Genomic DNA, 14,942 nt, shown 5'->3' with positions numbered 1-14,942 from the left:
TTTTGTCGCTATGCTAATTAGAAAGAACAAATCATTTTACCGCAAATTAAATTGCCCTCTCACAGCAGAGAAGAATCTATTCTTGATGTATCATTTCAGGTTAAACAGCCTCCAAAATCATCGCAATCCCCTGCCCTCCACCAATACATAAGGAGGCAATGCCATATTTCTTCCTGCTTCGTTTCAGCTCCTTCGTTAATGTGTAGAGCACCCTTGTTCCGCTGGCTCCAATCGGATGTCCCAAAGCGATAGCGCCCCCATTGACATTGACCTTTTCCCGATCCAAGCCAAGCACTTTTTCAACAGCTAAATACTGGGCAGCAAATGCCTCATTTACTTCTATTACATCTATATCATCCAAGGTAAGATCGGCTTTTTTTAAGGCCTGTTTTATCGCAGGCACCGGCCCAATCCCCATATATTCCGGTTCCACGCCCGCAACTCCCCATGACACGATTCTTGCCAGAGGCTTTACCTGATGCCGCTCTACGTAGTGCTCATCGGCTACAATAACTGCTCCAGCACCATCATTAATCCCGCTGGCATTCCCTCCTGTCACCGTTCCATCCTTCTTAAAAGCACCCTTGAGCCCCGCAAGCTTCTCCACCGTCGTACTCTCACGGATATGCTCATCCGTATTTACAACTGTTGTTCCTTTTCTGGACATTATCTCCACTGGAATGATTTCCTCCTCCAGCTTTCCTGCTTTCTGTGCTTTTGCAGCCCGCTGGTGACTCAAACAAGCATATACATCCTGTTCTTCACGGGAAATATGATATTTCTCAGCTAAATTCTCTGCAGTAACTCCCATCCCCGAACCAATATATTCATCGGTTAAAGCTGCCCAAAGCATGTCATCCACCTGAGGTGTTTTTAATTTTGTCCCGAACCTGCTTCCCCTTAATGCATAGGGAGACTGACTCATATTTTCGACTCCTCCAGCCAGTGCCACACTCGCCTCGCCGAGTAAAATGGATTGCGCGGCCGAGACGACAGACTGCAGGCCGGAACCGCATAAACGGTTGACCGTCAAAGCAGGACTCGCTAACGGTATGCCCGCCTGCAGCGCGACATGTCTGGAAAGATAGGGCGCATTCTTTTCGGAATGAATAACATTGCCCAAAACGCTCAGATCAATAACTTCGGCCGGTATTCGGCTGCGGCGAATTGCTTCCTTACTAACTGCTATACCTAATTCAGCAGGTCCGACATCCTTCAAACTTCCGCCGAAGGTGCCAAATGGTGTTCTTGCTCCTTCAATCAAATATACATTTGTCATTTTTATTCTCACCTCTTCTTTTTATTATTGAGCTGTATAGCCGCCATCTAATGCAATTGCCTGCCCTGTAATTCCCTTTGCTTTATCACTGGCTAAGAACATGACATAATCCGCAACCTCCTGAACATCTAAAAGCCGTTTCTGAGGCACTAATGGGTATAATACTTCTTCCAGTACTTTTTCAATTGGCACACCACGATTTTTTGCCAAATCCTCAAACTGTCCGCGCACCAGCGGCGTGTCGACATACCCAGGGCAAATCGCATTCACCGTAATCCCATCTGCAGCTCCTTCTAAAGCAGACACCTTGGTCAAACCGATCACCCCGTGCTTAGCACTGTTATAGGCTGCCTTACCTGCAAAACCAATCAGCCCATTAATCGAAGCCATATTAATAATCCGTCCAAATCCTTGCTTTTTCATCAGCGGGAAAATAAGCTTGGTTGCCATAAATGGAGCAACCAGCATAACCTTAGTCATAAACTCAAATTTTTCAGTTGGAAAATCTTCAATAGCAGATACATGCTGTAACCCTGCATTGTTAATTAAAACGTCGATTCTTCCATACTTTTCTTCTGTGTAATCCAAAGCCTGTTTAAGCTCTTCTTCACTGGTAACATCGCATTTCAGTCCGATACAGTCATGGCCCTTCTTCTTTAAATTCTCCGAAGCCTCCACCACTTTCTCTTCATTCACATCTGACAAAGCTACCTTTGCACCGTTTTTTGCAAACGCACGGCCAATTTCATACCCGATACCGCTTGCTGCACCTGTTATAAAAACTACTTTATTTTCTATCATATATAATCCCCCTCGCAATACTAACCCTTAATAAAGTTTCATTTTATATCCAATCATACCAGCTTTCCGGCAAAGAGATTAATAAGCTCCCGGTTGCAAATGCTCACTAATTCGAAGCTCAGCTTCTGTTGACGCGATAATCTCTTCTGCCGTCCAGCCTTCTGCTACTTCGACAAGCATAAGACCATCTTCCTCCACATCAATCACCGCTCGATCGGTAATAATTCGATTGACGACCTGTTTGCCGGTTAAAGGCAAGCTGCATTTTTTTAAGATCTTTGGCTCATTATGCTTATTAACATGGTCCATAATAACAACGATTTTTTTTGCTCCATGGACAATATCCATTGCTCCCCCCATACCTTTGATCATTTTTCCCGGAATCATCCAGTTTGCCAAATCCCCGGTTTCAGAAACTTCCATCCCTCCCAGGATAGCAAGATTTAAATGTTCCCCCCGTATCATTGCAAATGACTCTGCATTACTAAAATAGGATGCACCGATTTGAGCTGTAACCGTCTCCTTCCCGGCATTAATCAAATCCGGATCAACCTCCGTTTTTAAAGGAGACTTTCCTATCCCGAGCAGCCCATTTTCTGATTGAAGGACAACCTGTTTCCCTTCCTGAATGTAGTTAGCAACCATGGTAGGCATTCCAATCCCTAAGTTAACGTAGTAACCGCTTTCAATTTCTTTTTCAGCCCTCCTGGCAATTCTTTCTCTGACAGAAGCTTTATCTAATTGTTTTACCATAACCTTCATCCTCCTTGATCTCGATTACATTTCCTGCCGTAATGTCAGACGTTCAATTCTTTTCTCCTGTTTCCCTTCAATCATTCCCTGAACATAGATTCCCGGCGTATGGACATGATCTGGATCGATAGAACCTGTTTCAACCAGCTGCTCTACCTCTGCAATGGTTATTTTTCCTGCAGCAGCCATCATCGGATTAAAATTTCTCGCTGTCTTGTTGTAAACTAAATTTCCGGCATCATCTCCGACAGCAGCTCTGATTAAGCTGAAATCTGCCTTTAATGCAGTCTGCAGCAAATACTCTTTTCGATCAAAAACACGCACTTCTCCATTTTCTGCAACAGGGGTTCCGACTCCAGCCGGTGTATAAAACGCAGGAATACCTGCCCCCCCTGCCCGAATCCGCTCTGCCAGCGTGCCCTGAGGTGTTAATTCTACCTCTAATTCTCCCGCCAGCACCTGCCGTTCAAACTCTTTATTTTCTCCAACATAGGAACCAATCATTTTATCTATTTGCTTATTTTTTAAAAGTAATCCCAGTCCCCAATCATCTACTCCGCAATTATTCGATATAACTGTAAGGTGTTTAACTCCTGAGTCCACCAATGCCAAAATAAGATTCTCGGGAATACCGACCAGCCCAAACCCTCCTACCATAATCGTGGAACCATCCTGAATATTTTTTACAGCGTCTTCAAAAGATGTATAAATTGTTTTCATTTGCATCTCCCCCCTCCACAGTACAGTAGCAAAAAACATGCCAAAAATGATTAAACAGAAGAATAAAGGATAGACAACAAAGTAAGCCGATATACAGAAGGCCCGTATTCCGGATTTATGGAATACAGGCCTTCCGCTAACATTTATGCATTTGTAAGCACTTACACAGAAAGAGTTTTAAATTTTCCGGATTCACGGAATTTATTCCACGTTTCTGGAATCTATAAGTCATATTTTTTTATTTTCTCATAAAAACTCGACTTGCCGATTCCAAGTAAATCAGCAGCTTTTATCTTATCTCCATTTGATTTGTGGATAGCATGTATCAAAGCTTGTTTTTCTGCTCTGCTCAAAATTTCTTTCAACCCCATCCCGTCTTCCGTTATATAGAGGCTTTGCTGCATATGATCAGGCAGGTCTTCCAATTCAATCATTTCTGTATTGGTCAGATGTACTGCAGATTCAATCACATTTTCCAGTTCGCGGACATTCCCCGGCCAATCATAGTGCATAAAGAAATGCATTACCGCATCACTGAAGCTGACCACTCGTTTGCCTGTACGCTGTGTGATTTTCCTCAGCAAAAACTTTGCCGTTACCCGAATATCTTCCGCTCTTTCCTTTAAAGGAGGAATTTTAATGGAAATTACATTAATCCGGTAATAAAGATCCTCCCGAAAACGATTCTCCTTTATCAGCTCTTCAATTGACTGATTTGTTGCAGAAATAATTCGGACATCAATTTTCTGTGTTTTTTCCGTTCCAACTGCTTCAATCTCTCCTTCTTGCAGCGCACGAAGAATTTTAACCTGTGCCGTTAATGGCATATCTCCAATCTCATCCAAAAACAGTGTCCCGCCATCAGCCAGTTGAAATTTACCCTTTTTTCCTTCTTTTTTAGCTCCGGTAAATGCGCCGCCTTCATAACCAAATAATTCGGACTCCAGTAAATCTACTGGAATGGCTGCACAGTTCACTTTTATAAATGGCTTAGCACTGCGTTCACTTAAATGATGAATACTATGGGCAAATAGCTCCTTTCCCGTGCCGCTGCCTCCCTCTAATAATATCGAGGCATCTCCTGATGAAACCTTTTTAATCTTTTCTTTAATGTCATTTATCTGGATAGAGCTGCCGACAATATCATTTAATGAATAGGTGGCCCCTTTTGGATTACGTAATTTTTTCTGATAGTTTTCAATTTCTAATAACAGCGCTTTCACATGGGAGTTCATTTTCTTCCATTCTTCGGTGTCTTTGTATAGCACGGTTCCGACAGCTCCAACTAGCTCCCCTTCAGCAAACAGCGGGATGCGATTTGCAATCATATGGTTCCCTTTTATATATTGCAGATCTGCAATTTCTTCTGTTCCCGTCTCTGCGACAATATGCATCCTGGTATTTTCAATAACATCGGTGACATGCTTACCCAGCACATCGTCTAATGTCACCTCAATGAAATCACAGTAATTTTTATTTAAATAAGTAATCAATCCCTCTCGATTGACTACAACAAAACAAAAATTAGTTTTTTCAAATACAGCTTCAATAATCTCTTCTCTGTACTTATTATTAAAAAGCATCTTCTCTCTCCCATCACAAAAATCCTGATTGCATATCCAATTCACTAACACGTATTTTCATTTACTGCTCTTTTATCATAACAAATTCATATCTATTGGAGGGGTTGTTTTTTTCTAACTTTTTATACCATATGGCAGTTACACCACAGTCTTATTCCTTCATTACATATCGCTATCTTAACAAGCACCACGAAATAAAAACTAAAAATAATAATCAATAATAAATGAAATATATTGATATAAAATGAAAACTGTATTACTATTAATTTAATACTCATTTTGTTATATCACTTTAAAAGCACCTTCTGAATGATGTATTTCATAATCGTTATTTCGTTTTACAAATAAAAATTCTAAAGGAGTTGGCAGTTATGAATCAGTTCATTCAAGAATTTCTGCATGTTACCGAGTCCGCAGCACTTGCAACATATCCTTGGATTGGCACGGGAAATAAAATAGAAGCTGATCAGGCAGCTACAGATTCGATGCGTACCCAGCTAAATAAAATCCATATGGACGGGGAAATCGTTATCGGGGAAGGAGAAATCGATGAAGCGCCTATGCTGTTTATCGGTGAAAAGGTGGGCACCGGACACGGAAAAGGCATTGACTTGGCTGTTGATCCAATTGATGGGACTACTTCTACTTCTAAAGGAAAAAATAATGCGATTGCCGTCATTGCCATTGCAAAGAAAGGTACACTGCTTCATGCGCCTGATATGTATATGGAGAAGATTGTAACTGGTCCGGAAGCAGCCGGCAAAATTAATATTGATTTTCCTCTGGAGAAAAACTTGCGTATCATTGCAGAGGCCAAAGGAAAGAAGCTGGAAGAATTAAAAATAATTACACAGGATAGAGAAAGACACAATCACTGGGTAGAAGAAGCACGTGCTTTAGGTGTTCGAACAGAATTGTTTGAAGAGGGCGATATTATCCCTGCCATTTCAACATGTATACATCGCCAAGGCAACGCTGACTTATTTATTGGTATCGGCGGTGCACCAGAAGGAGTTCTGGCAGCTGTCGGAGTAAAAAGCTTAGGCGGAGAGATGCAGGCAAGGTTGCTTCCTAATACAGATGAGCAATGGAATCGTTGCGTATCTATGGGACTTGCCCGCCCAAATGAAGCACTTTCTCACCATGAGCTGGTCAACACAGATGAATGCGCTTTTATAGCTACAAGTATAACCAGTAATATGCTCTCACAAGGAATTGAGAATAATCAAGATGTCTTTATAACACATTCTATCGTTTTAAATGGATTAGATAAATGCTTTCGCCATATTGCAACGGAACACCCTAAAGTTACTGTATAATATAAAAAAGAACCTTCGATAATCAGCTGATAATTTATCGAAGGTTCTTTTTTATTAGGAATAGAAAGACAACGTCGTCACGCTGCCTTCCTATATGAAAAGCATTTATTATTTTTCGATAGTAGATACAACGCCAGATCCAACTGTACGTCCACCTTCACGGATAGAGAAACGAGTTCCGTCTTCAATCGCGATTGGTGCAATAAGTTCTACTGACATTTCGATGTTATCTCCAGGCATTACCATTTCAGTTCCTTCTGGAAGCGTGATTACTCCAGTTACATCCGTTGTACGGAAGTAGAACTGTGGACGGTAGTTAGAGAAAAATGGCGTATGACGTCCACCTTCATCTTTTGATAATACATAAACTTCTGCTTTGAAGTTTGTATGTGGAGTGATTGAACCAGGCTTAGCTAGTACTTGTCCACGGTTGATATCTTCACGGGAAACACCACGAAGTAGTGCACCAATGTTATCACCAGCTTCAGCATAGTCAAGAAGCTTACGGAACATTTCTACTCCAGTTACAGTAGTTTTAGAAGATTCTTCGTTGATACCGATGATTTCTACTTCGTCTCCAACGCGAACTTCTCCACGCTCAACACGGCCTGTAGCAACAGTACCACGACCAGTGATAGAGAATACGTCCTCAACTGGCATCATGAATGGTTTATCTGTATCACGTTCTGGAGTTGGAACATATTCGTCCACTGCAGCCATTAATTCAACGATTTTTTCTTCATACTCTTCATCGCCTTCAAGTGCTTTAAGAGCAGAACCTGCGATAACTGGTACATCATCACCAGGGAAATCATATTCAGATAATAAATCACGAACTTCCATTTCTACTAATTCAAGTAGCTCTTCATCGTCTACCATATCTGTTTTGTTAAGGAATACTACGATAGAAGGTACCCCAACGTTACGAGATAATAGGATATGCTCACGAGTTTGTGGCATTGGGCCATCTGCAGCAGATACTACAAGGATAGCTCCGTCCATTTGTGCAGCACCAGTGATCATGTTTTTAACATAGTCAGCGTGACCTGGGCAGTCAACGTGTGCATAGTGACGAGTTTCAGTTTCGTACTCTACGTGAGAAGTTGCGATTGTAATTCCGCGTTCTTTCTCTTCTGGAGCACCATCAATTTGGTCATAAGCCATTGCAGTGCCATCACCATTTCTTTTTGCCATTACTGTAGTGATTGCAGCAGTTAAAGTTGTTTTACCATGGTCAACGTGACCAATTGTTCCAATGTTTACGTGACTTTTCGAGCGGTCGAATTTTTCTTTAGCCATTTATAGTTCCTCCTTTAAATATATAGCAATTTTTTATATGCCAGGAAATCGTTAAAAATTTCCCAGCCTTTATTAAATGTTATACGTCAGATTGAAGAAAAAATCAATTATTGACCTGCATTTTTCTTGATAATTTCTTCTGTAATGCTTTTAGGTGTTTCTTCATAGTGGTCAAAGTGCATCGTGTACACTCCACGACCTTGTGTGTTTGAACGTAATGCAGTTGCATAACCAAACATTTCAGCAAGCGGTACGAACGCTTTAACTACTTGAGCAGTTCCGCGTGCTTCCATACCTTCTACACGTCCACGACGAGATGTTACATCACCCATGATGTCTCCCATGTATTCTTCTGGAACAACAATTTCTACTCTCATCATTGGTTCAAGCAGAACTGGGTTACATTTGTTTTTAGCAGCTTTAAGTGCCATAGAAGCAGCTACTTTAAACGCCATTTCGTTGGAATCGACATCATGATAGCTTCCATCATATAATGTAGCTTTTACGTCGATTAATGGATATCCGGCAAGGACACCATTTTCCATGGATTCTTCGATACCTTGTTGAACAGCCGGGATGTATTCACGAGGAACAACACCACCAACGATATTGTTAACAAATTCGAATCCAGCGCCTTCTTCGTTTGGCTCAAATTTAACCCAAACGTGACCGAACTGTCCACGTCCACCAGACTGACGTACGAATTTACCTTCTACTTCAGCAGCAGCACGGAAAGTTTCTCTGTAAGAAACTTGTGGAGCACCAACTTGTGCACCAACTTTAAATTCACGTTTTAAACGATCAACGATGATATCTAAGTGAAGCTCACCCATACCAGAGATAATTGTTTGTCCAGTTTCTACGTTTGTTTCTGTACGGAAGGTTGGATCCTCTTCTGCAAGTTTAGCAAGAGCAATCGCCATTTTATCTTGGTCTGCTTTTGTTTCTGGTTCAATCGCAACCGAGATAACCGGCTCAGGGAATTCCATGGACTCAAGAATAACAAGATCCTTTTCATCGCATAGTGTATCACCTGTTGAAGTATCCTTCAAGCCTACCGCAGCAGCGATTTCGCCAGCATATGCAACCGAAATCTCTTCACGGGAGTTTGCGTGCATTTGCAGGATACGTCCAATACGCTCACGCTTATCTTTTACAGAGTTCTTCACATAAGAACCTGATTTAAGTGTACCGGAGTACACACGGAAGAATGTTAATCTACCAACATAAGGGTCAGTCATTACTTTAAATGCCAATGCAGAGAATGGACCTTCATCAGATGATGGACGAGTTACTTTTTCTTCTGTTCCAGGAACAATACCTTCGATTGGAGGTACGTCTGTTGGAGCAGGGAGATAATCGATAACCGCATCCAGCATTAACTGAACACCTTTGTTTTTAAATGCAGAACCGCAAAGTACCGGATAGAAATCAACATTCAAAGTAGCTTGACGAATTGCGTTTACAAGCTCCTCTTCAGAGATTTCTTCTCCTTCAAGATACTTCATCATAAGCTCTTCATCCGTTTCGGCTACGCCTTCAATCAGGTTAGCACGTAACTCTTCCGCTTGGTCTTTTAATTCATCAGGAATTTCAGTTGTTTCCGATTTTTGCCCTAAATCATCTAAATAGATGTGAGCTTCCATCTTAATCAAGTCGATAATTCCGTTAAATTCATCTTCAGCACCAATTGGCATTTGAATTGGATGTGCGTTTGCACCAAGGCGTTCTTTTAATGTATTTGTTGAATACAAGAAATCAGCGCCTGTTTTATCCATTTTGTTAATAAACACAATACGAGGAACACCGTATGTTGTCGCTTGACGCCATACTGTCTCCGTTTGTGGCTCTACACCTGATTGTGCATCAAGTACAGTTACCGCACCATCAAGTACACGAAGGGAACGCTCAACTTCAACAGTGAAGTCCACGTGTCCAGGTGTATCGATAATGTTTATACGATGGTCATTCCAAGCAGCAGTTGTTGCAGCGGAAGTAATCGTGATTCCACGCTCCTGCTCTTGTTCCATCCAGTCCATTTGTGAAGCACCCTCGTGGGTTTCACCAATTTTATGAATACGTCCTGTATAGAAAAGAATACGCTCAGTAGTTGTTGTCTTTCCCGCATCAATGTGCGCCATAATACCGATATTACGTGTCTTTTCCAAGGAGAACTCTCTAGCCATGTATTCTTCTCCTTCCTATAAAAAGCTTTTGTTAGATTTATATTACCAACGGTAGTGAGCGAATGCTTTGTTCGCTTCTGCCATTTTATGCATATCTTCTCTTCTCTTAACAGCAGCTCCTGTGTTATTAGAAGCATCAAGAATTTCATTAGCAAGACGTTCTTCCATTGTTTTTTCTCCGCGCAGACGGGAGTAGTTAACAATATAACGTAATCCTAACGCTTGACGACGTTCTGGACGAACCTCCACTGGCACTTGATAGTTTGAACCACCAACACGGCGGGCACGTACTTCAAGTACTGGCATAACATTTTTCATTGCCTGCTCAAAAACTTCCATTGCGTTTTGGCCGCTTCTTTCAGCAACTAATTCAAACGCATTATAAAGGATTTTTTGTGCTTTACCACGCTTACCATCAATCATAATTTGATTAATGAGACGTGTAACTAATTTTGAGTTATAAAGCGGATCTGGTAATACATCACGCTTTGGTACTGGACCTTTACGAGGCATTGTACATCCTCCTTTCCTTCATATGAGTAATTTTATTTATTTTTTCTGTTTCGGTTTTTTCGTTCCGTATTTTGAACGACCTTGCATACGGCCTTCTACTCCAGCAGTATCAAGTGCACCACGTACGATGTGATAACGTACCCCAGGTAAGTCTTTTACACGACCGCCGCGGATAAGAACAACACTATGCTCCTGCAGATTGTGACCAATTCCAGGAATGTATGCAGTTACCTCCATGTTGTTAGACAAACGTACACGCGCATATTTACGAAGTGCAGAGTTTGGTTTCTTAGGAGTCAGTGTACCTACACGAGTACATACACCACGCTTTTGCGGAGCGTTCTCATCAGTCATTTTCTTTTTAAAGCTGTTATAACCTTTATTAAGTGCTGGTGAGTCAGATTTCTTTGACTTTGACACACGGCCTTTACGCACTAACTGATTAATTGTTGGCATTGCATTTTCCTCCTCTCAATTTCAATTTAGTAATCAAACAACAACCTTTTGTAATACCACACATCCAGGTGGTTCATTTTTAGTGATAAAAAAATCTCTCACAAATCAATGCGAAAAATGATTTACCTTATACTCAGATTGCTTTTTGTTATTATTATTTAGCATAAACCGAAGTTCCGATTAGGCTCTGCTCTGATAATTACTTTTGCAAGCATAATCAGAAGCACCTTGAATATAGTACCACCCTCAATATTGTTTGTCAATATATTCATGGTATTTTTTTAGACTGCTTTCAAAAATAGCGCACTTATTTATTATCAGGAGGGAGAGGCTCCCTCCTGATTACATATTATACTCTTTGTGTGCTTTCTTCGTCTGCGACTTCTTCATCTGATTCCGGCGCATCAAGCTCTGCTTCTAACGTACGGTATTGAGGCATCCCTGTACCAGCTGGAACAAGTTTACCAATGATAACATTCTCTTTTAAGCCGAGAAGTTCATCGCGTTTTCCTTTAATCGCAGCATCTGTCAAGACACGAGTCGTTTCTTGGAAGGATGCAGCTGATAAGAAGGAATCTGTTTCAAGCGATGCTTTGGTAATACCAAGTAACACCGGGCGGCCTGTTGCAGGCTCTGTACCTTCTTTAAATACCTTATGGTTTGCATCTCGGAATTGGTGCAGTTCAAGCAGGGAACCTGGCAATACTTCTGTATCTCCAGAAGATACAACACGGATTTTACGAAGCATCTGGCGAACCATTACCTCAACGTGTTTGTCTCCAATTTCTACCCCTTGCATACGATATACACGCTGTACTTCTTTCAGCAAGTAGTCTTGAACACCTTCTACACCTTTCACTCGAAGAAGTTCTTTTGGATCAACGGAACCTTCTGTAAGCTCTTGCCCGGCTTCCACTTGATCTCCTTCTTGAACTTTCATACGGGCGTTGTAAGGAACGGCATAGCTGCGCTGTTCTACATTCCCTTGGATAACAATTTCTTGTTTATCCTTCACTTCCTTCATTTCCAGAACGGTACCGGCAACTTCTGTAATGACTGCCTGCCCTTTTGGATTACGGGCTTCAAACAGCTCTTGGATACGCGGTAAACCTTGCGTAATATCGTCTCCGGCAACCCCGCCTGTATGGAAGGTACGCATTGTCAGCTGTGTACCAGGCTCACCGATAGATTGAGCTGCGATAATTCCAACCGCTTCGCCAACCTCTACATCGGAGCCTGTAGCTAAGTTACGGCCATAACATTTCTGACATACGCCATGTTTTGTGTTACAAGTGAAGGCAGTACGAATAATGACTTCCTCGATACCGGCTTCCACAATAGCTTTTGCCTGGTCTTCGTGAATAAGTTCATTTTTCTCGACAATGACTTCTCCTGTTTCCGGATGTGCCACATTTTCGAATGCTGTTCTGCCAATCAAACGATCTAGAAGCGGTTCAATCACTTCTGAGCCGTCTACGAGTGCAGCAACTTTCAAGCCGCGATCCGTTCCGCAATCTTCCTCACGAATAATAACATCCTGTGCCACATCTACAAGGCGGCGGGTCAAGTAACCTGAATCGGCTGTTTTCAGTGCTGTATCGGCAAGACCTTTACGAGCCCCGTGTGTGGAAATAAAGTATTCCATTACTGTTAGTCCTTCACGGAAACTTGATTTGATTGGGATCTCAATGATTTTACCAGATGGGTCGGCCATCAATCCACGCATACCAGCAAGCTGGGTGAAGTTTGATGCATTACCACGGGCACCGGAATCACTCATCATATAAATCGGATTTCGGTTGCTCAATGAGCCCATCAAGCGATCCTGAATAACATCTTTCGCTTCTGACCAGATGGCAATGACACGGTCATACCGCTCTTCTTCTGTAATCAGACCACGACGGAATTGTTTTAACACTTTATCTACTTTCGATTGTGCTTCATCTAAGATACCCTGTTTTTCAGCAAGTACAACGATATCTGAGATACCAACTGTCATACCGGCTTTGGTAGAGTAGCTGAAGCCTAAATCTTTCATACGGTCAAGCATTTTAGAGGTTTCTGTGATTTTGAATCGTTTGAATACCTCCGCAATAATATCACCTAAGAAGCCTTTCTTAAATGGCTTAACCTCTTCACGGTTTTTAATTTCCTCTTTAATGTCTGTACCAGGATCAATAAAATAATTTTCTGGTGTTTTTTCTTCTAAATTCCCTTTTGTAGGTTCGTTCATGTAAGGGAAAGAATCCGGAAGAATTTCATTAAAGATCAGCTTACCAACTGTAGTTAACAATAGCTGGCTATTTTGTTTCTCTGTAAATGTTTTATTATTTAAGCTGGATGCTTGCACTGCAATACGTGTATGCAGATGAGCATACCCAGTTTGATAAGCAATTAATGCTTCGTTCGTATCTTTGAAGTAGGAACCTTCTCCAACAGCACCTTCACGCTCTAAGGTAAGGTAGTAGTTTCCAAGTACCATATCCTGTGATGGTGTAACAACTGGTTTCCCGTCTTTCGGGTTAAGAATGTTTTGTGCTGCCAGCATTAAGATTCTTGCTTCTGCCTGTGCTTCTGCTCCAAGCGGAACGTGTACAGCCATTTGGTCTCCGTCAAAGTCAGCGTTATATGCGGTACATACAAGCGGATGCAAACGGATGGCACGGCCATCGACCAATGTAGGTTCGAATGCCTGAATACCTAATCTGTGAAGCGTTGGTGCACGGTTAAGCAGTACCGGGTGTTCTTTAATAACATCCTCCAGAACATCCCATACATCAGGGTGCACTCTTTCAATTTTTCGCTTCGCTGATTTAATGTTGTGAGCAAGGCCTCTGGATACGAGTTCTTTCATAATGAATGGCTTGAATAGCTCTAATGCCATCTCTCTTGGCAGACCACACTGGTACATTTTCAAATGCGGTCCAACAACGATAACGGAACGTCCGGAATAGTCAACACGTTTACCTAACAGGTTTTGACGGAAACGCCCCTGCTTCCCTTTCAGCATATGAGAAAGAGATTTTAACGGACGGTTACCCGGTCCTGTTACCGGACGGCCGCGACGGCCATTATCGATCAAGGCATCGACAGCTTCCTGAAGCATCCGTTTTTCGTTCTGAACGATAATGCTTGGAGCACCTAAATCGAGCAGACGTTTTAAACGGTTGTTACGGTTGATAACACGACGGTAAAGGTCATTTAAATCTGAAGTAGCGAAGCGTCCGCCGTCTAATTGAACCATTGGACGAATTTCTGGAGGGATAACCGGAAGAACATCTAAAATCATCCAGCTTGCTTCGTTTCCAGAATTACGGAATGCTTCCATTACTTCCAAGCGTTTGATTGCACGAGTACGACGCTGACCATGAGCTGATTTCAACTCTTCACGCAGTGCATCCACTTCTTTTTCTAAATCAAGGTCTTGCAATAATTTGCGGATAGCTTCTGCTCCCATTTGAGCTTTGAAGTTATTGCCATATTTATCATAATAAGAGCGAAACTCTTTTTCAGAAAGCAATTGCTTTTTCTCAAGCGGCGTGCTTCCCGGGTCTGTTACGATATATGCAGCAAAATAGATAACTTCCTCTAATGCACGGGGAGACATATCCAATACTAATCCCATACGGCTTGGGATACCTTTGAAGTACCAAATGTGTGATACCGGTGCAGCAAGTTCAATATGTCCCATACGTTCACGCCGCACTTTCGCTTTGGTTACTTCTACGCCACAGCGGTCACAGACAACACCTTTGTAACGAACGCGTTTATATTTACCACAGTGACATTCCCAATCCTTCTGCGGGCCAAAGATACGCTCACAGAATAAACCGTCTTTTTCTGGTTTTAACGTACGATAGTTAATTGTTTCTGGTTTTTTCACTTCACCGTAAGACCAAGAACGAATCTTTTCTGGTGAAGCAAGCCCTATTTTCATGTACTCAAAATTATTTACATCCAACAAGGGGCAATCCTCCCTTTTACAAGTTAAGAAAGTTTGAGAAAACCTGGCTTATCGTCATGTCTCGGCGAA

At 41.9% G+C, this 14,942-nt stretch carries 11 protein-coding genes; 1 reads left to right on the top strand and 10 read right to left on the bottom strand.

Annotated features, from left to right (window positions below):
• Positions 1-100 precede the first annotated feature (100 nt).
• From ACZSMY_RS19575 to ACZSMY_RS19555, 5 genes are all read right to left on the bottom strand, one after another.
• Positions 101-1,279 carry a thiolase family protein gene (locus ACZSMY_RS19575; RefSeq protein ID WP_256705468.1) on the bottom strand — a complete coding sequence of 393 codons (1,179 nt, stop codon included), beginning with the start codon at positions 1,277-1,279 and terminating at the stop codon, positions 101-103.
• Positions 1,280-1,303: 24 nt separating this feature from the next.
• A complete protein-coding gene (locus ACZSMY_RS19570; RefSeq protein ID WP_042530774.1) occupies positions 1,304-2,080 on the bottom strand; it encodes a 3-hydroxybutyrate dehydrogenase in 777 nt (258 codons plus the stop codon).
• A 78-nt stretch (positions 2,081-2,158) separates the two neighbouring features.
• Positions 2,159-2,833: a 3-oxoacid CoA-transferase subunit B gene (locus tag ACZSMY_RS19565; RefSeq protein ID WP_042530773.1), complete on the bottom strand. Its 675-nt coding sequence runs from the start codon at positions 2,831-2,833 to the stop codon at positions 2,159-2,161.
• A gap of 24 nt (positions 2,834-2,857) precedes the next feature.
• On the bottom strand, positions 2,858-3,553 hold the full coding sequence (locus tag ACZSMY_RS19560) for a CoA transferase subunit A (protein ID WP_256705467.1): 696 nt from the start codon (positions 3,551-3,553) through the stop codon (positions 2,858-2,860).
• Positions 3,554-3,774: 221 nt separating this feature from the next.
• Positions 3,775-5,136: a sigma-54 interaction domain-containing protein gene (locus tag ACZSMY_RS19555; protein WP_465148213.1), complete on the bottom strand. Its 1,362-nt coding sequence runs from the start codon at positions 5,134-5,136 to the stop codon at positions 3,775-3,777.
• Positions 5,137-5,507: 371 nt separating this feature from the next.
• Between ACZSMY_RS19555 and glpX the strand changes: the two genes are divergently transcribed.
• Positions 5,508-6,455 carry a class II fructose-bisphosphatase gene (glpX, locus tag ACZSMY_RS19550; RefSeq protein WP_193064170.1) on the top strand — a complete coding sequence of 316 codons (948 nt, stop codon included), beginning with the start codon at positions 5,508-5,510 and terminating at the stop codon, positions 6,453-6,455.
• Between the two features lie 108 nt (positions 6,456-6,563).
• Here glpX and tuf read toward each other — a convergent pair whose 3' ends face one another.
• The 5 genes from tuf to rpoC all read right to left on the bottom strand — a co-directional run bounded on the left by tuf (position 6,564) and on the right by rpoC (position 14,873).
• Positions 6,564-7,754, bottom strand: a complete 1,191-nt coding sequence (tuf, locus tag ACZSMY_RS19545; protein WP_042530767.1) for an elongation factor Tu — start codon at positions 7,752-7,754, stop codon at positions 6,564-6,566.
• A gap of 107 nt (positions 7,755-7,861) precedes the next feature.
• Complete coding sequence (gene fusA / locus ACZSMY_RS19540; RefSeq protein ID WP_042530764.1) at positions 7,862-9,940, bottom strand: elongation factor G; 2,079 nt, start codon at positions 9,938-9,940, stop codon at positions 7,862-7,864.
• Positions 9,941-9,982: 42 nt separating this feature from the next.
• Positions 9,983-10,453: a 30S ribosomal protein S7 gene (gene rpsG / locus ACZSMY_RS19535; RefSeq protein ID WP_040985105.1), complete on the bottom strand. Its 471-nt coding sequence runs from the start codon at positions 10,451-10,453 to the stop codon at positions 9,983-9,985.
• 36 nt (positions 10,454-10,489) lie between these two features.
• Positions 10,490-10,909, bottom strand: coding sequence for a 30S ribosomal protein S12 (gene rpsL, locus ACZSMY_RS19530; protein ID WP_042530761.1), 420 nt, complete (start codon positions 10,907-10,909; stop codon positions 10,490-10,492).
• Between the two features lie 349 nt (positions 10,910-11,258).
• A complete protein-coding gene (rpoC, locus tag ACZSMY_RS19525) occupies positions 11,259-14,873 on the bottom strand; it encodes a DNA-directed RNA polymerase subunit beta' (protein ID WP_042530759.1) in 3,615 nt (1,204 codons plus the stop codon).
• Between the last annotated feature and the right edge of the window lie 69 nt (positions 14,874-14,942).

Source organism: Oceanobacillus sp. B139/18 (genome assembly GCF_055524595.1).
The sequence above is the reverse complement of the archived record's forward strand: the minus strand, read 5'-3'. Positions and strand labels throughout refer to the sequence as shown.

Excerpts from the sequence above, each read along its gene's own strand:
- ACZSMY_RS19575 (WP_256705468.1), bottom strand. The coding sequence starts at position 1,279 with ATGACAAATGTATATTTGATTGAAGGAGCAAGAACACCATTTGGCACC.
- ACZSMY_RS19570 (WP_042530774.1), bottom strand. The coding sequence starts at position 2,080 with ATGATAGAAAATAAAGTAGTTTTTATAACAGGTGCAGCAAGCGGTATC.
- ACZSMY_RS19565 (WP_042530773.1), bottom strand. The coding sequence starts at position 2,833 with ATGGTAAAACAATTAGATAAAGCTTCTGTCAGAGAAAGAATTGCCAGG.
- ACZSMY_RS19560 (WP_256705467.1), bottom strand. The coding sequence starts at position 3,553 with ATGAAAACAATTTATACATCTTTTGAAGACGCTGTAAAAAATATTCAG.
- ACZSMY_RS19555 (WP_465148213.1), bottom strand. The coding sequence starts at position 5,136 with ATGCTTTTTAATAATAAGTACAGAGAAGAGATTATTGAAGCTGTATTT.
- glpX (WP_193064170.1), top strand. The coding sequence starts at position 5,508 with ATGAATCAGTTCATTCAAGAATTTCTGCATGTTACCGAGTCCGCAGCA.
- tuf (WP_042530767.1), bottom strand. The coding sequence starts at position 7,754 with ATGGCTAAAGAAAAATTCGACCGCTCGAAAAGTCACGTAAACATTGGA.
- fusA (WP_042530764.1), bottom strand. The coding sequence starts at position 9,940 with ATGGCTAGAGAGTTCTCCTTGGAAAAGACACGTAATATCGGTATTATG.
- rpsG (WP_040985105.1), bottom strand. The coding sequence starts at position 10,453 with ATGCCTCGTAAAGGTCCAGTACCAAAGCGTGATGTATTACCAGATCCG.
- rpsL (WP_042530761.1), bottom strand. The coding sequence starts at position 10,909 with ATGCCAACAATTAATCAGTTAGTGCGTAAAGGCCGTGTGTCAAAGTCA.